Source organism: Niastella koreensis GR20-10 (assembly GCF_000246855.1).
GTDB classification, from domain to species: Bacteria; Bacteroidota; Bacteroidia; order Chitinophagales; family Chitinophagaceae; genus Niastella; species Niastella koreensis.
Genome location: NC_016609.1, coordinates 5,123,088 through 5,138,499 on the forward strand (window position 1 = coordinate 5,123,088; position 15,412 = coordinate 5,138,499).

General features: G+C 45.3%; 19 protein-coding genes. 8 read left to right on the forward strand and 11 right to left on the reverse strand.

What is annotated here, in order from left to right:
• Positions 1-8: 8 nt before the first annotated feature.
• From NIAKO_RS19995 to NIAKO_RS20020, 6 genes are all read right to left on the reverse strand, one after another.
• Positions 9-1,316, reverse strand: a complete 1,308-nt coding sequence (locus NIAKO_RS19995) for a TolC family protein (protein WP_041347046.1) — start codon at positions 1,314-1,316, stop codon at positions 9-11.
• Between the two features lie 265 nt (positions 1,317-1,581).
• Complete coding sequence (locus NIAKO_RS20000) at positions 1,582-1,797, reverse strand: hypothetical protein (protein WP_014220263.1); 216 nt, start codon at positions 1,795-1,797, stop codon at positions 1,582-1,584.
• A gap of 26 nt (positions 1,798-1,823) precedes the next feature.
• Positions 1,824-2,537 carry a hemerythrin domain-containing protein gene (locus NIAKO_RS20005; RefSeq protein WP_014220264.1) on the reverse strand — a complete coding sequence of 238 codons (714 nt, stop codon included), beginning with the start codon at positions 2,535-2,537 and terminating at the stop codon, positions 1,824-1,826.
• A 28-nt stretch (positions 2,538-2,565) separates the two neighbouring features.
• Positions 2,566-2,970, reverse strand: a complete 405-nt coding sequence (locus tag NIAKO_RS20010) for a VOC family protein (RefSeq protein WP_014220265.1) — start codon at positions 2,968-2,970, stop codon at positions 2,566-2,568.
• A 108-nt stretch (positions 2,971-3,078) separates the two neighbouring features.
• Positions 3,079-3,921 (reverse strand): AraC family transcriptional regulator, encoded by an 843-nt coding sequence (locus NIAKO_RS20015; protein ID WP_014220266.1) that lies wholly within the window; start codon positions 3,919-3,921, stop codon positions 3,079-3,081.
• A 49-nt stretch (positions 3,922-3,970) separates the two neighbouring features.
• Positions 3,971-4,270: a DUF6223 family protein gene (locus NIAKO_RS20020; RefSeq protein ID WP_014220267.1), complete on the reverse strand. Its 300-nt coding sequence runs from the start codon at positions 4,268-4,270 to the stop codon at positions 3,971-3,973.
• Positions 4,271-4,281: 11 nt separating this feature from the next.
• Between NIAKO_RS20020 and NIAKO_RS20025 the strand changes: the two genes are divergently transcribed.
• The 7 genes from NIAKO_RS20025 to NIAKO_RS20055 all read left to right on the forward strand — a co-directional run bounded on the left by NIAKO_RS20025 (position 4,282) and on the right by NIAKO_RS20055 (position 9,007).
• Complete coding sequence (locus NIAKO_RS20025) at positions 4,282-4,767, forward strand: LytR/AlgR family response regulator transcription factor (RefSeq protein WP_014220268.1); 486 nt, start codon at positions 4,282-4,284, stop codon at positions 4,765-4,767.
• Positions 4,768-4,816: 49 nt separating this feature from the next.
• A complete protein-coding gene (locus NIAKO_RS20030; protein WP_014220269.1) occupies positions 4,817-5,146 on the forward strand; it encodes an ArsR/SmtB family transcription factor in 330 nt (109 codons plus the stop codon).
• A 55-nt stretch (positions 5,147-5,201) separates the two neighbouring features.
• Positions 5,202-6,038 carry an arsenite methyltransferase gene (locus NIAKO_RS20035; RefSeq protein WP_014220270.1) on the forward strand — a complete coding sequence of 279 codons (837 nt, stop codon included), beginning with the start codon at positions 5,202-5,204 and terminating at the stop codon, positions 6,036-6,038.
• 33 nt (positions 6,039-6,071) lie between these two features.
• Positions 6,072-6,731: an MIP/aquaporin family protein gene (locus tag NIAKO_RS20040; protein WP_014220271.1), complete on the forward strand. Its 660-nt coding sequence runs from the start codon at positions 6,072-6,074 to the stop codon at positions 6,729-6,731.
• The gene (locus NIAKO_RS20045) at positions 6,728-7,501 is read left to right on the forward strand and encodes a metallophosphoesterase family protein (protein WP_014220272.1); all 774 of its coding nucleotides are present in this window, start codon (positions 6,728-6,730) and stop codon (positions 7,499-7,501) included. Before NIAKO_RS20040 ends, NIAKO_RS20045 begins: the two co-directional genes overlap by 4 nt.
• An 11-nt stretch (positions 7,502-7,512) precedes the next feature.
• Positions 7,513-8,037: an RNA polymerase sigma factor SigZ gene (sigZ, locus tag NIAKO_RS20050; protein ID WP_014220273.1), complete on the forward strand. Its 525-nt coding sequence runs from the start codon at positions 7,513-7,515 to the stop codon at positions 8,035-8,037.
• A gap of 70 nt (positions 8,038-8,107) precedes the next feature.
• The gene (locus tag NIAKO_RS20055) at positions 8,108-9,007 is read left to right on the forward strand and encodes a phosphatase PAP2 family protein (RefSeq protein ID WP_014220274.1); all 900 of its coding nucleotides are present in this window, start codon (positions 8,108-8,110) and stop codon (positions 9,005-9,007) included.
• Between the two features lie 637 nt (positions 9,008-9,644).
• Here NIAKO_RS20055 and NIAKO_RS20060 read toward each other — a convergent pair.
• The 5 genes from NIAKO_RS20060 to NIAKO_RS20080 form a co-directional block, all read right to left on the reverse strand.
• The gene (locus tag NIAKO_RS20060) at positions 9,645-10,016 is read right to left on the reverse strand and encodes a VOC family protein (RefSeq protein ID WP_014220275.1); all 372 of its coding nucleotides are present in this window, start codon (positions 10,014-10,016) and stop codon (positions 9,645-9,647) included.
• A gap of 35 nt (positions 10,017-10,051) precedes the next feature.
• Positions 10,052-11,518 (reverse strand): STN domain-containing protein, encoded by a 1,467-nt coding sequence (locus NIAKO_RS20065; protein WP_014220276.1) that lies wholly within the window; start codon positions 11,516-11,518, stop codon positions 10,052-10,054.
• Entirely contained in the window at positions 11,505-12,080 is a 576-nt protein-coding gene (locus NIAKO_RS20070) for a DUF4974 domain-containing protein (protein ID WP_014220277.1), read from the reverse strand. The genes NIAKO_RS20065 and NIAKO_RS20070 overlap by 14 nt, the downstream gene beginning before the upstream one ends.
• Positions 12,073-12,615 carry an RNA polymerase sigma factor gene (locus tag NIAKO_RS20075; protein ID WP_014220278.1) on the reverse strand — a complete coding sequence of 181 codons (543 nt, stop codon included), beginning with the start codon at positions 12,613-12,615 and terminating at the stop codon, positions 12,073-12,075. The genes NIAKO_RS20070 and NIAKO_RS20075 overlap by 8 nt, the downstream gene beginning before the upstream one ends.
• A 152-nt stretch (positions 12,616-12,767) precedes the next feature.
• Positions 12,768-13,589: a hypothetical protein gene (locus NIAKO_RS20080; protein ID WP_014220279.1), complete on the reverse strand. Its 822-nt coding sequence runs from the start codon at positions 13,587-13,589 to the stop codon at positions 12,768-12,770.
• A gap of 187 nt (positions 13,590-13,776) precedes the next feature.
• Between NIAKO_RS20080 and NIAKO_RS20085 the strand changes: the two genes are divergently transcribed.
• Positions 13,777-15,240 carry a hypothetical protein gene (locus tag NIAKO_RS20085; RefSeq protein ID WP_014220280.1) on the forward strand — a complete coding sequence of 488 codons (1,464 nt, stop codon included), beginning with the start codon at positions 13,777-13,779 and terminating at the stop codon, positions 15,238-15,240.
• Positions 15,241-15,412: the final 172 nt, after the last annotated feature.

Below are 15,412 nucleotides of genomic sequence, written 5' to 3' on the forward strand. Positions count from 1 at the left end.
ATAATCAGTTACAATTGGTCAGTGAACAGGGCCAGGTTTCCTTTGGCAATGGCAATAGACAATAACGACCGCCATAATTGCAATTTCGCCGTGGCATTGCTCAATTCGGCCTTTGTTAATTCATATTGCGACTGGTACAGGCGGGTATAATCGATCAGGCCCGCTTCATAACTCAGCTTCAACCCTTCGTATACATCGGTGGCGATTTGCAGCTGCACCGGCGTTTTTGCCGCAATTTTCGCATCCTGCCGGTATTGCAGGGTGGCGTTTTCTATTTGTTTGGAAATATCCAGCCGGGCCTGGGCCAGCCGCGCTTCATCTGATCGCAATAGTGACTGGTATTGTTTTTTCTTTATGCTGAACCGGCTGAACTGTAACACCGGGAAACTCAGTTGCAATCCGATGCCGGCATTGGTTCTTGACAAGCCCCAGCCATCACTTTTATTCACTACCCCACTGGCATTAACACCCGAGCCCCGGGCATACAGATTACCCCACACATCCAACTGCGGCACCCAGCCACGTTGTATTTCGCGTAAACCAGCTTCCGTTGTATGCTTTTGAGCTTCCAGGTTTAATAAATACGGGTGATTGCTGATGGCGGAAGAATCTTCAATACTTAATGAAGGTTTGAGTATGGAATCTGTGAGCACCATTTTCTCTGCTGTTACCTCCATACCTGTTAAGCGGGTCAGTTCCTCCAGTTTTTGCAGGTATGTTTTCTCCGTTTGCAGGTAATCTATTTCGGTTTGAATGATCACCGACTGAAACTGCGCCGTATCAATGCCGGGTTTTAACCCGTTCTTTGCCAATACCAGCGATTGTTCAAGACTTACTTTGTACCTGCCCGAAACGGCTTCAGAAATGCGAAGCACCTGTTTCAAATAAAGTGCTTCCAGGTATACATTAACAGCTGCGTATTGGTATTGAAATAATTGTTCATTATAAGCGGCATTTGCCTGTTTGTACTGAGCAGCCGCCTTTTCAATAGCAGCATTGCGCTGCCCAAAGGTGATCGGGTTCCATTTTACCAGGGCGCCCAGGGCAGTACCGGGAATAAAGTTCAGATCATTGGTTGCCGAAGGCGGACCGCTGATGGGCAGTAAAAACCCCGGGTAACTCATGCCGGTGATGTTGTTAAAAGTGGCTACGTTCACCTGGTAACCTGCAGTAAGGTCAGGCACCAGGCTGTTTTTGGCCAGGGAAATGTTTTCCTTAGCCGCTTCGGTCTGTTGACGGTAAGCCTCCAGTTGCGGCAGGTTATGCGCTACCTTTTCCAGCGTTTCCTTAATGGAAAGGGTTACCGGTTGCGTCATACCACGAAAAACGGGTAAGCAAAAAACAGCAAAGAAGATAACAGCAAAATTAATTCGTATCCTTACTGGTTCTGGTATAAACATGCTGGGTTAAGTTTTTGGTTGTCCAGGCACCTGTATAAACAATAATTGCGGACCGGGCGTTACCGCCTGCATCCGCAATCATTCATAGCCAATGTTCGGAATTAGTCCACCAATTTCATGGTATATTTGAAAATAGTATGGTATTAACTATAAATTAAACCAATACTGCATTTGTCTGCTACTACCCATTTTGCCAGGCCGGTTCACTCTTGCTTTCATAATCACTAAATGCTTTTTCAAGTCCTGTAAGCACTTCAGCAGATGTTTCAAAAAGCGCTTTTGCCGCCGGGTCATTTACTTTTTTAATATCATCCCGTAAATGATCTATCAATACCCTGAATTCATTTTTTATATTGGCGGTATGTGCCAATGGATCGTTTGTATTCAAGCTTTTCATATACTGATATTTTGTTATAAAATTTATTAAACAGCCGGGGTAAACTGGGACAGCTCATAAATGCCCAATTGCTTTTCTATTTCGGCCACTTTACCCACCATCATGGCAAAGCCATCTTCCCCAAATAATTTTTGTTCATTCTTTTCAAATTCTTCGCCCAGGGAATCATATTCATGGCTGGAAACGATCTTCCTGAACGCGGGGAACAGGACTGTATCTTCCCGGGCTTCATGCGGGCGGTACATTACATTGAACGCGGTGAGCGCATCGAGTAGTTGTTTGCTATCGTCTTCGGTTATCGGGGAGGTTTTCGACAGGTGCATGATCTTGTCGGTGAGTGTTCTTCCTGCCTGGTGCTGTTGCAACAGGGTTGTCACCAGGTCGGTCAGCTGGTTGGCTTTTTTAAACCGCGGAAACAGGTAATTCTCTTCCTGTTTCTCATGATAGTCTTCCACGAATTGACGAACGATGGCGGCAGAGCTGGCAACAGCTGTTAAGGGAAAAGCAGTTTTATTAACCAACTGCGTACGGCAGTGATCATAGATCAGCAGGATCCGGTTCAGCAACCCGTGTTCCTGCATCAGGTCTTCGGGCGGTGATACCTCCTGCCCTTCCTCCCCACCCTTTTCACCACAGGAAGGAATTAAATTGATGGCCAGTGAACCGGCAACGGTTATCAACCCGGTTTTAATAAATTTCTTCCTGTCATAAAGTTCCGCATTGAACTGGGGAGTTTCCATTTTCACAGTATTTAAAATGAGTAATCAATTATTGTTGAGCAGGCTCAAACAACTCAATCAGGTTGCCCGAGGGATCGATAAGCAGCACCTGTTTACCGCCTACGCCCATTACGATCTCGTTGCGGAAGGCGGCGCCTGAGCTTTTTAATCTGTCATATACATGCTCCAGGTTACTCACCTGGATCTGAAAGCGATTCCAGCCTCCCGGGGTTGGAACAGTTCCATCGGGCATCGATTGCCCTGCCCCGCCGGCGCCGGGCTGGTTAATAAATAATTGCAGATCCCCCAGCGTTAAATGGGCAAAAGCACCTTTTACCTGTAATCTTACTTCAAAACCAAGCAGGCGGGTATAAAAAGCAACAGAGGAGTCTATATCCTTAACAATATAACGGACCGCTACCACTTGTTTATGAGTTGCAGATTGTGGTTCCATACCTGTTAAATTTTATGTGGGTATGAGGTGGTAGCTTCCCGTAAAGTTACTGCAATTTAACAGTCGTGGTATGGTATATATGAAAATAGCATGGTACAGTTAACTTCATTATTTTTCATTTTTCATTTCCACCTGCCGTCTGAAAGCCTGGGGTGTTTGCCCGATAATGCGTTTGAAGTATTTTATAAAATGCGATGCATCTATAAAATCCAGGGTGCCTGCAATTTGTGAAACGGTATTGTTGGTATACAACAGCAGGCGTTTGGCTTCACCCGTAATAAACTCTGCCAGCACTTCTGCGGAAGCCTGGTCAACAGCCCTGCGGCAGGCCGCATTCAGGTTTTGCGGCGTGGTGTTCAATTGCTCGGCATAAAACTGTACAGAATTTTTTACCACCGAACCGGCCTGTAATAATTCAAGGAAGGACTGATACAGGTCTGACCGCAACTCCGATGAGCGGATCATTGGTTTGGCAATCTCAAGCACCTTGGCCAGCAAGGCTTTTAACAAACCTTCAATAATGTGAAAACTCTGCTCACTGTTTACAGCATATTCTTTTGCCAGCAATTGAAACAGCAGATCGATGGTTTGGTTATCGCCAATACTTAAACAATGCTGACTGCTTAGTTTCGTAAGCAGCGTTTTCAACTCATTGTCGAGGCTGTTTTGGATAAAGTCCTTTTTAATAATGGCCACAAAACCGTCTGGTTCACCCGACAAATCGAAATGATGAGTTTGCTCCTGTCGAACAAAAAAGATAACCGGTGGCGTTACTTCAAATTTGCGGGAATCGATAAAATGAAAGCCGCTTCCACCGGAGAGATAGATTATTTCAAAATAATTATTATGCTTATGCGGCGTGGTCTTCCTTACCTCTTTGCGAAAAAGCGAGATCTTGAATGACTCTGCGGGTTGCGTTTTATCTTTTATGTCGATACTGGAAGCGTTCATTGAAATATTAATGATAAGTATCGCAATTTAACGATAAAAGCAATTGAACCTATCTGAGACTGCCATGCCCCGCCGTCTGTTTCGACCGGGCAAGCGCCAGCCAGCCAAAAGCAGCGCCAATAAAACCCAATACCATTGCCACGATAGCCCCTGCACGGCCGGAACCGGTGCCAAAACCACCCGACGAAATGGCCAGATGCAACCCGCTGGCTACAATGCCGGTTAGCCCCAACAAAAGCGCGGCAATGGCCTTCGGCCGTGCCGAACCAATACGGCGATTGGTACGAACCAGCGCCTGCCTGCCCATAATAACACCAATAAGCCCCACCAGGGTAATAACAATAGACACAGCCGCCGCTGGTGATCATTGTATCAGCCTATGAAAAATATGCAGTGGAGGGGTTCAACCTGCAGGTAGCAGACTATATCTTAAAACCATTCTCGTTCGACCGCTTTCTAAAAGCGTGTAACCGGGCAGCAGAATTATTCCGGGTGCGGCAGCCGGCCGCAGTCTCAGAATCAGTAAAGAACAATGATCTTTTCGTTCACATAGATTATTCACTTGTGAGGGTTGTTGTTGCTGACATCAACTATATCCAAAGCCTGAAAGACTATATTAAAATATACCTGTCCTCCACAACAATACCTGTTGTAACCCGCATGCCGTTAAAGACTATTGAAGCAAAGCTGCCTGCCGGCGCTTTTATCCGCACGCACAAATCCTTCCTGGTGGCCATTTCAAGCATCACCACCATCAAACGTGAAGTGGTTTGTATTGGCACTACAGAGATCCCCATAAGCGAAACGTTCAGGGAAAACATTAACAGGATGCTGAGATCTCATTAAATAAAAAAAAAATTTCCAATTCCAAATTAATCGTAATATTGCGATAGATATGGGACTTACCAAGGCAGAAATATTCACCGATAAGCAGAACAAGCTGGCGCAAATGATGAAGGCCCTGGCGCATCCGGCCCGCATAGCCATCATCCAGTACCTGATAAGATCACAGGCCTGTGTATGTGGCGACCTGGTTGATGAATTAGGCCTGGCCCAGGCAACCATTTCGCAACATTTAAAAGAGCTGAAAAACGCCGGGTTGATCCAGGGCACCATCGAAGGCACCAGCGTTTGTTATTGCATCGATCCCAAAGTGTGGAAACAATATAAAGAATCCTTCGATTCGTTCTTTGTGGCCTATAAGAACAAGGATTCCTGCTGTTAAATTTTTTTGGCTTCATTCATCGCAATATTGCGATATAACAATAAAAGAAAACAACATGGAAACTCAGGACCAAATAAAGGAAATGGTAAAGCAAAAGTATGCGGAGATCGCTTTACAGGATAAAGAGCAAAACCAAAGCTCCTGCTGCGGTTCCGGCTGCTGCAGCACCGAAGTGTATAATATCATGAGCGACGATTATACCCAGCTGGAAGGGTACAACGCCGATGCCGATCTGGGCCTGGGCTGCGGCTTACCCACGCAGTTTGCACAAATCAAAAAAGGCGATGTGGTGATTGACCTCGGCAGCGGCGCTGGTAACGACGCCTTTATTGCCCGTCATGAAACAGGTGAAACCGGCAAAGTGATCGGCATCGATTTTACCCCGGCCATGATAGAACGCGCCCGGCAAAACGCAGAAGCAAGAGGTTTCAACAATGTAGAGTTCAGACAGGGCGATATCGAGAAAATGCCCATCACCTCCAATGTGGCCGATGTAATTGTAAGCAATTGTGTGTTGAACCTGGTGCCCAACAAAGATGGCGTGTTCAAAGAAATTTTCAGGGTATTAAAACCCGGCGGGCATTTTTCCATTTCAGATATTGTGCTGGCAGGCGAACTGCCAACAGCATTAAAAACAGCCGCTGAAATGTACGCCGGTTGCGTGGCGGGCGCCATTCAAAAAGAAGTGTACCTGGAGTTGATTGAGGTAAATGGCTTCAGCAACATCACCATTCAAAAAGAAAAGCCCATCATCATTCCCGATGACATTTTAATGAATTATTTAAACGAAGCGGAATTAGCCAGTTTTAAAAATGGCCAAACCGGCATCTTCAGTATAACTGTTTATGGAGAAAAATCAGCTTCCTGCTGCGGGCCTGATTGCTGCTCCTGATATTCTTTCCCTTTACACCTTGAGACAATTTGCATGATAAAAAAATCTGTTTGCGAATTTATAGGAACATTTGCCCTGGTATTTTGCGGTACAGGAGCTGTGATAATTGATAAGGAAAGTGGCGGCGCCGTTTCTCATGTTGGGGTTGCTATTACGTTTGGATTGATAGTAATGAGCATGATCTATGCATTAGGGGATATTTCGGGCGCCCATCTCAATCCGGCTGTTAGCATTGCTTTTGTATTCGCGGGCAGACTGCCAATGAATAACCTGGCCGTTTATATAGTGAGCCAGATAGCCGGCGCTTTTGCCGCAAGCGGATTATTAAGATTTCTGTTTCCATTCAATGAGTTCCTTGGCGCCACATTACCGGCTGGCACAGCCATGCAATCTTTTGTTCTTGAAATTATACTTACATTTCTGTTAATGCTGGTTATTATCAATGTTGCCACCGGCTCCAAAGAACAGGGATTATTTGCAGGCATAGCTATCGGCTCGGTAGTATTGCTGGAAGCCATGTTTGCCGGCCCCATCTGTGGCGCATCCATGAACCCTGCCCGGTCACTGGCCCCGGCCATAGTATCCGGCCATACTGAACATCTCTGGGTATACCTGCTGGCGCCGGTTATTGGCGCAGCATTGGCTATCCCCTTATGGAAATATCTGACTTCTAAAAATTACACCTCAAAATGAAAATTGCATTATTCAGCGACATCCATGCCAATCTGCCTGCATTAGAAGCGTTCTTTAAAAGTGTAGAAGCCCAAAAACCAGATGCCATTTACTGCCTCGGCGACCTGGTTGGTTATAACATCTGGCCCAATGAAGTAATAAACGAGATCAGGAAACGCGGCATACCAACCATTGCCGGCAACTATGATTTTGGCATTGGAAGGTCCATTGACGATTGCGGCTGTGCATACAAAACAGATACGGAAAAAGCCAATGGAGCCGTATCCATTTCATTTACCAATGAAATAGTAAAGGATGAAGAACGAAAGTATTTAAGAACGTTACCGGCACATATAAAAGTTGAATTTCAACTAAACAACGACAAACTGAACCTGCTGCTGGTACATGGCAGTCCGCGTAAAATAAATGAATACCTGTTTGAGGACCGGGAAGAAAAAAGCATGATACGGATTATGCTGGATGCAGATGCCGACATTATGTGTTTTGGCCATACACACAAACCTTATCACCGGGTATTAACTATTGCTGAAAATGATAAAGAACATTACAGGCATGCCATCAATATTGGTTCTGTTGGCAAACCCAAGGATGGCGACCCACGGGGCGGTTATGTAATACTTCATATCAATGACAACAGCAGTATACATGATAAAAACTCCATAAAGGTTGAATTTATCCGGTTTGAATACGATGTTGAAAAAGCAGCCAAAGCTGTCGAAGACAGCCGCTTACCCAATGCTTATGCTGAAAGTTTACGGAAGGGCGTATAAATGAATTAATTATGAGTTCCTGCACATCTCAAATATGGGATCAACACCGCGAAAAACTGAAAGCCTTTATTTGCAACAAAGTAAATGGCGATGACAGTTGTGAAGACATCCTGCATGATGTATTTGTGAAAATATCAGAGAACGAAGAACGTATTAAATGGCTTGAAAAGCCGGCTTCGTATGTAATAAAGATGGCGCAAAACGCCGTGATCGATCATTACCGGTTAAAAAAGAAAACACCGCAACTGTCCGAAACAGTTTGTACCAGCGAAGAAGAACAGCAATCAGCTATAAGGCTGGCTGATTGCTGCCTTTTATCATTTATAAAAGCGTTACCGCCACTATATAGTGAGGCCTTAATGCTGGCAGAACTCGAAGGGCTCTCACAAAAACAATTAGCCCAAAAACTGAATATTTCATATACGGGGGCAAAATCAAGGGTCCAGAGAGGTAGAAAAATGCTAAAGGAGGCCATTCTTGCCTGCTGCCCCTATCAGTTTGATAAATACGGAAATATTATTGGCTGCTGTAAATAATTCCTGCGTCTTTTTTTCGCCCGCCCCGTTGTAGGTATACTAAACTATTTCATCACTAATTTTTATGACTATGAAAAGTATACGTATACTGATCGCAGCAGCTATTTATTTGATAAGCACAGCACCTTCCGGTTTTAGCCAGCCCCTTCATTCACTGGAACCTGTTAGCAGGTATTACAAAACGTATGGCGAATTAAGCGGCCATCCCAACCCCGAAAGGGCCTGGATGGACACTATCACTTTTCCGTGGTTGGAGTACAGCCCCAATGCCATCACCAATTCCCTGGTGCGCACTGTTTACCTGAAACCGGAAGATGAAGCAAAATTACCCGGCTTAAGTCATCCGCCGGCCAACAGTTCAGACCAAACCCGTGCCGAACTGGATCATTTACTCTCGCTTCAAAACAGCCGCACAAAGGAACAGATCGCCAGGGCGGAGTACATTGCCAATATCGGTTCCTGGTTCAATATTTTAAACCCAACCGACCCCGACTATGAGGAGAACAGAAAACAACTCTTTTACATTGCGGAAAGCGTGGGCGATTGGTACAACTATAAAAATTTCCCTGCCACCACCCAGCTCTTACTTAACTGCATTCAGGATATTCGGGTAACAGAATTCCGGTTAAAATGGGTTTTTAAACGGGCCCGGCCTTATCACCTGGAACCGAAATTACAACCACTCACCAGGATCAAATCCCCGTCATTTGCCAGCGGTCACAGCTTGTGGTCATTTACCGAAGCATTTTTATTTAGTGAGATCATTCCGGAGAAAAGGGCAGCCTTCATTGAGAAAGCAGATGAGGTAAGATGGTCGCGGGAACTGTTAGGCATCCACTACCCCAGCGATAATGAAGCCGCGCGGGTAATTGCCTGGCACCTGTTAAAATACTGGATGAACAATCCTCAGTTTGTTACTGATCTGAAAAAAGCCAAAGCCGAATGGAAAAGTCTGAAGCGGGATTTATGAGATTTGTGGGATGTCTGGGATATGGATACGGTGGATGGTGCCAGAACAGGTGTTAGATGGTAGCGGAATGGTACTGGAATAGCCGGGGTATTGCCTGGGAATGGCCTGAGGATTGCCTGGGTATTGCCTGGCGCACTAGTATATCCAGGCAGTCTGTAGGCAGTCTGCGTACAGTATCCAGAGCATATCCCTACCATTACCCTACCATGTTGCTACCATTCCAATACTGTATGAACCGGGGCTGGCGAGCCCCTGGCGGAGTTCTCTGGGAGTTCTCTAAGAGTTGTCTGAAACTTCTCTGGGGCCCCTCATAGAGCAGTGGAGTCCCAGAGAATACCCAGAAAATACTTAGAGAATACCCAGAGCATATCACTACCTGTTTGCCAGCATTTCAGCACAATTGCGTCACCGTTACACCATTCTTATCCTATAAATCTCATGAATTTTACAAATCCCAGTTCAGACAGCTATGCCGTTATAGAAAACTTTAGCAAGTGAATTTGAAGGAAACCACTGAGGAAGGGAATTTAGACAATTTATGAGGAGACTATATCGATATAGATTTTTGTCTACATGTACGGGTTAGCTGTTTCGGGGAAAAACATCTTTTTAGCAGCGGCCAAATAAGGCACTATTATCATTTAGCCTCCCACAATTCAAGCTTGTTTCCTTCCAGGTCAAGAATATGAACAAACTTGCCATAATCATACGACTCTATATTATCCAACACCGTTACGCCTTCTTCTTTTAATGCTGCTACCAACGCTTCCAGGTCGTGCACGCGGTAATTGATCATAAAGTCTCTGGTGGAGGGTTCAAAGTATTTGGTCTTGTCGGGGAAAGGGCTCCACAGCGTATAGCCTTCTACTGTTGGGTCGTCCTGTTTCCAGCTGAACTGTACGCCGTAGTCGGTTACATCGAAACCGAGGTGGGTCTTATACCATTCTTTCATTTTTGCGGGGTCCTGGCATTTGAAGAAAATACCGCCGATTCCTGTTACCCTTTTCATAGTTGATTGTTTAAAGCAAGATAACCCTTTTTTGTTCACAACGGCTCCTCCTCCCGCTTCAGACGCCATCTTATAAAGATCTGATAACTCAACGGCTTCTTTTGATCCCTGCTTTGGCTGGTGAACGCCGGGGTAAGCGGCAACAACACCGCAGCGCCCAGGTCTACTGATCCTAATTTATAGGCCACTTCAAATTTTGCCAGGATCAAGGATGATTTCAGGTATTTGCTGGTCAATGAATCGCCCTTTGCGGTAAACAACGTATCGGGAAAAAACTGGCCATTGACGCCGGTATCATAAATTCGTTTTGTTTGCAGCTGTACCAGCGTTTGCCCCAGCGTTTGGTACCCGATGCCGGCGTCTATGGTAAAATTTTCATTCAGGTGGTAGTTGTATTGTAAACCTGCATAGATGCCGCCCGATTTTATAAAGCTGGTTGTTCTTCGTAATGGAATCAACGATGGCAGGGAATCGGTACCATACTTCCTGATACTGGTATCGGCCTTAACCACATTGTTGCCATATACGGTCCACTCGGCGGGTTTTACCAGCAACAGGAACTCATGTGGATCATGGTGCCAGCTCAGCCAGATGCCGGGAATAAGCGGATTATATAGCTGACTGCTGTTATTGGGACCAGTGAAATAATAGCTGCTTCCATTGATCGGCAACGCCGCTTTCCAATGCAACCCGAATTGCCAGTTTGAACTACCGCCCGGCTGGCCGTAATTGGCATACCCTGAATTACGGGAACTCCGGGCAATGGCGCGTTCTTCTTTTTTACTGATGGTTGTGTTGATGGTCTTTGTTTTACCGGGCATGGTATCTTTCACCCACCGGCGCTCTTTTAAAGAATCTATTGTAACCGGTCCGGTCAATGGCGTCCCCTGTTTTAACTGCCAGTTATCATCCTCCACCGACTTATCATGCCCGTTGCGGGAACGGGCTTTACGTTCCGTTTCTAAAGCGCCCATACCTAAAGAAAGTCCGATGGTGTCTTTTACCTTGCGGTAAACCGTATCAACAGGCTTAGGGCTATTAACGACAATAACCCGGTTCAATGAATCCGGGTTTGTATGCGCAGTTATATGTGCTGTATCTGTTGGCTCCGCCCGCCTGACGGGCGTAATGGGCGGCTTGTTCTTTTTTGCAATGGATTGCGAAATAGCTTTTTGTTTTGGCGGATTATCCTGGAAGATCACATAGCCATTATACCGGAGATAATACAATGAGGTGTTCTTCCTAATTTCCTTTAACAACAGCCCAATGGTATACTTTCCCTTTTTCAGATTAATCACTTTATCGCCTTTTACCTTAGAGGAGTTAAAGGCAAAACGGATGCGGCTGTGACTATGAACATACCGGGTCAACGAATCGAGCGTGATGGGCTTATCAAAATAAAATTGTGCTGCAGCTGCTTTTTGTTGCGCCATGCAATTACTGGTCATGGCCAACCCCAACAGTACGAACAACCATAAAATGCTTTTTTTAATTACATCCATTTCCAGTTATTGTGACTTGCTTATTCACCTTATCTATTTTATACCTGAAAGAAAATGTATAGGTTATTACAGTCAGCATTTCTTTCAGTGAATTGTTATCAAACCGGGTGGTGAATGTACAGTCACCAATATTTCCCTTCAAAATAACCTTTACATCAAATGCTTTCCCTATTGAATCGGCTACCTGTTTGAAAGGCGTTTTACGAAATTCGATAGACGCCCGTTCTTCTTTTGCAACACGGATAAGTGTATCCCGGGCAATTACTGGTTGGCTGGCCACCATGCTATCGCTGTAATGGGTTACGGGGGTTACCGCTTTTTGTTCATTCTTTTTTAATGCCATCACCGTTATTACGGAAACCATTACTACCACGCCTGCACCTATCATCATCTTCCCCATCCCTTTGCCCAGCCATTTTTTTAAACCGGATGCGCGTGCCGGCACAGCAGGCGCCTGCAACAGCAGCTGTTGCATATTGTCCCAGGCCGCCTGCACCGGTACGTCCGGCTCGGGATAGCTATTGCTGCCAGCCTCATTGATATGTAGCTTTTTCTTATCCAATGTTTTTGTTTCTAATAGTGTAACGGTCAAAAATTTCTTTCAGCCTGGTGCGGCATTCGTTCAGTTGCCATTTAACAGTTCCCTCCTTCATGTCTATCAGGTCAGCTATTTCTTTTATTGAAAAGCCTTCCAGATAATACAGGCTGCACACATACCTGGTATTGGTGGGCAACTGATCGAGGTAGAAATAAATATCTTTCCATTCCAGTTGCTTAAAGGGGTTATTCACCGCCGCATCACTGTTGTTTTCATTCAACTCAAAAGTGAGCTTTGTTTTTTTATCCCTGATAAGGGTGAGCGCTGCATTGCGAACCGTGGTATAAGCCCAGTTAAACAAGTCGCCCCTGGCCGGATCATATTTATCCATATTCCTGAAAACTTTCAACATGCCATTATTTACTGCCGTAAGAATATCATGGTTGTCGGAAAAAAAGCATTTACACAAAGCGAACATGGCCGGGTAAAATTGCCTGTACAATTTTTCCTGACTTTTGGGGTCATTGTTTCTGCAGCCATCTATAATATTCTTATCCAAATGTTCAAAGGTTTATACGATAAGACCTGTGAGGTTCGCCATCATGATTTTAATACCAGCTAGGTTAAGCGAACCTGACAGGTCTGGACCTGTCAGGTGCAATTTAACCCACTAAATGTGCAAATTCAAATGATGCACCTTACAGGTCGCCCCTAATTGATAATAAGGGGAGAAATTGTTACTTTACTGGTATCACTCCAGTTAAAGTTATAATGTGTACCCGCTTTTGTAAAGGAACCTGTATAAATAACGCCACTCACATTTACTTTAAATGCATGCGTGCCATCCGTTACCGGATACAACACCCTGGTTGAGGTTGCCCGAACCGGTCCGCTGGTACAACCGCCCGGCACCAACACTCCCGGGTAGGCTAAATAATAACTGCCATTGGCACTGGAAAAGCCGGTGAGCAGGTTATTGAAACTGCAGGCATAATAATTCCGCGTAGTTGCCCTGATCGCCAATCCTGAAACACCACCCGTATCAATTCTTATAGGGGTAATGTTAATATGATCGTACGTTAAAGCGAAAGTACTATCGTGCGGAATGCAATTCTTACAGGTAGTATCCGGACGGGTGGTATCGCCGGGGTTATGCGGGATGGTATCGGTGGGGAAACCACAGATAGAATCTCTGCGCAGGCTATCACAATAACTGCTGTCTGTTACGCTTACCATGATCCTTTGTACAGAACCGCCCATATCGGCCAACACCGAATAGGAACCTGATTTGCGAAAGTAAACGGTGGCTTTATCGCCATTGCTGGTAAGCGTTACATTGGCAGCAGGGCTTACCGACCATTTAGTGGCCAGCCCGGAGATATTTTGTACCGAAAAGTTTACCGGCTCGCCTTTTTTGATCCCTTCTGTTTTGGCGGCATTTACCGAAGCAAGATCACTGCTGTTGTTTTTTTGACACGACACGTAACCGATCACAGCGGTCATAAATAAAAACGGGATTAATAATCGTTTCATGAGTCTTTAATTTTTTGGGTATTTGATACAGCGTGATCACTACTGTGCTGATATAAACTACCGCCCGATACCAAAAAGTTGGAATAACGCCCGTTTTTTTTTAAAATATGTATCCGCTGCCTTAACTTTTTTTTAATGCAACAGATACCACAGTCAGATTGTCTTGTTAGCACTTCAACCGTTTATCATGAGAAAGCAACTTATCATCTTTCCACCCAAACTGGCTGTTGCCGCACTCATATTCAGTTTTAGCTTTATAAGCTGCGATAAGGATAAAGATTCCACTGATAAAACCGTGCAGGTTGAAGAAACCGCCACTGCCGGCAATGGGGCCCAGCCGGTTATCACCATTGCAGCAAATGCGGTGGTTCCACCCACAAAAACCCAATTCAATTTTATCTTTGACTGGGAACAGGTCCAATACATGCCGGTAATGCCTGGCCAACCTGCCGTACCCGTTCCCTGGAGTGACCAAACAACCAGGAATTACGATCCCGGGCTGCGTTATGATTATAAAAAAAGCGATGGCTGGGAGCTGGTATACAACAACTTTTCCGACTCGCAAAACATAGATAACCGGATTTTTATCCTGTATAATAAATTCAGGGGTGTACTCAGGTATTACACCTACAATACCACCGCCAGCAACCCTGCTGTAACCAATTACCGTTCGCTCATCAACGAACTGTCTATAAGGAGCGCAGGCCCCACATCGAACATCCTTAATTATGCAGATCAGCTGGTTGTTGACATGAACCAAAAATCCAATAATGTTTCCCTGGTTGAGCCCTGGCCCATTTCCCAGAACGGCTGGTACATTTCGCAGTTTGAGATGGCATACGATCGTAACCTGATCGATCTTGACTGGCATACGTTTTCATTGAGCTGGAATCTGGCCTTTGCCTGGGTGATGGAACTCTCGCTCAACAATAAACAGGCGGGCAATAAAATGATCTTTCTGCAAAAACCCGGTTTGTCTTTTAACGATAATTCTTCCCGCGGCATAACTATTGGCAGTAACATGCAGGCGCATGTGAAATCGGTTAGCGGGCTCGATGAATTATCAGGTGTATTCTCCAACTCCGTTATCAGCAACCTGAAGCAAACTATCTTCGACAGCACGGCAGGTAATAAACTGAACGCTACCCTGGTGCCGAAACTGGGTTTGGCGGACAGCAAAGTTGATGTGCCTGCTTTGATCCGGCTCGATTACAACGTGGTTGGTTATGTGGGCAATCTTTCCCTGTCGGCACCGGGGCTCGATAACAGCCGGATCATTGGCTTGGGTCCCGTATTTAATGAACCTATGGGCATTTTTTACCTGGGCGCTCCGCCCATTATACAACACACCAAAGTGGCTGGGTCTTTACCTGAACAATACACATTAGATGTTGCCTCGCTTGAATATATTATAAATCCCTTCATTCAAAACTACGCCACCGTACGCAATTTCCGCCAGGAGATAGTAGCTGTGGCCGGTAATGAAACGCTCAACTATACCGAAGCGCGCCTGTACCAGGGCCAGCAGCTGAAAGCGTCTGCCCCCATAACCATATTAGGGGTAAGGGTTTCCCTTGAAGTGGTACCCAAAAACGGCAGTGCACCTATTAAGATAATTAAAACATTTAAAGCGAACCTGCATAACAGTTAATTTACAGACGGAAAGGAATAATTTCCGTTTTTTTGCATCTTTGCCGCAGAACCAGCACTTAACCGCAGCGCACAGCAGTCACGAAAATTTCAGGGCATTTACCACGACCGGGGGATGAAGAACACCATTCCCCTGGCCGAAGGCGTATTATGACTTAACGCAATAACATTTG

What these genes read in the sequence shown, in the direction of transcription:
- NIAKO_RS20015 (WP_014220266.1), bottom strand. Translation starts at nt 3,921, where the DNA reads ATGAACGCTTCCAGTATCGACATAAAAGATAAAACGCAACCCGCAGAG.
- NIAKO_RS20085 (WP_014220280.1), top strand. Translation starts at nt 13,777, where the DNA reads ATGAGAAAGCAACTTATCATCTTTCCACCCAAACTGGCTGTTGCCGCA.
- NIAKO_RS20065 (WP_014220276.1), bottom strand. Translation starts at nt 11,518, where the DNA reads ATGGATGTAATTAAAAAAAGCATTTTATGGTTGTTCGTACTGTTGGGG.
- NIAKO_RS20055 (WP_014220274.1), top strand. Translation starts at nt 8,108, where the DNA reads ATGAAAAGTATACGTATACTGATCGCAGCAGCTATTTATTTGATAAGC.
- NIAKO_RS20010 (WP_014220265.1), bottom strand. Translation starts at nt 2,970, where the DNA reads ATGGAACCACAATCTGCAACTCATAAACAAGTGGTAGCGGTCCGTTAT.
- sigZ (WP_014220273.1), top strand. Translation starts at nt 7,513, where the DNA reads ATGAGTTCCTGCACATCTCAAATATGGGATCAACACCGCGAAAAACTG.
- NIAKO_RS20045 (WP_014220272.1), top strand. Translation starts at nt 6,728, where the DNA reads ATGAAAATTGCATTATTCAGCGACATCCATGCCAATCTGCCTGCATTA.
- NIAKO_RS20080 (WP_014220279.1), bottom strand. Translation starts at nt 13,589, where the DNA reads ATGAAACGATTATTAATCCCGTTTTTATTTATGACCGCTGTGATCGGT.
- NIAKO_RS20005 (WP_014220264.1), bottom strand. Translation starts at nt 2,537, where the DNA reads ATGGAAACTCCCCAGTTCAATGCGGAACTTTATGACAGGAAGAAATTT.
- NIAKO_RS19995 (WP_041347046.1), bottom strand. Translation starts at nt 1,316, where the DNA reads ATGACGCAACCGGTAACCCTTTCCATTAAGGAAACGCTGGAAAAGGTA.
- NIAKO_RS20000 (WP_014220263.1), bottom strand. Translation starts at nt 1,797, where the DNA reads ATGAAAAGCTTGAATACAAACGATCCATTGGCACATACCGCCAATATA.
- NIAKO_RS20060 (WP_014220275.1), bottom strand. Translation starts at nt 10,016, where the DNA reads ATGAAAAGGGTAACAGGAATCGGCGGTATTTTCTTCAAATGCCAGGAC.
- NIAKO_RS20040 (WP_014220271.1), top strand. Translation starts at nt 6,072, where the DNA reads ATGATAAAAAAATCTGTTTGCGAATTTATAGGAACATTTGCCCTGGTA.
- NIAKO_RS20030 (WP_014220269.1), top strand. Translation starts at nt 4,817, where the DNA reads ATGGGACTTACCAAGGCAGAAATATTCACCGATAAGCAGAACAAGCTG.
- NIAKO_RS20035 (WP_014220270.1), top strand. Translation starts at nt 5,202, where the DNA reads ATGGAAACTCAGGACCAAATAAAGGAAATGGTAAAGCAAAAGTATGCG.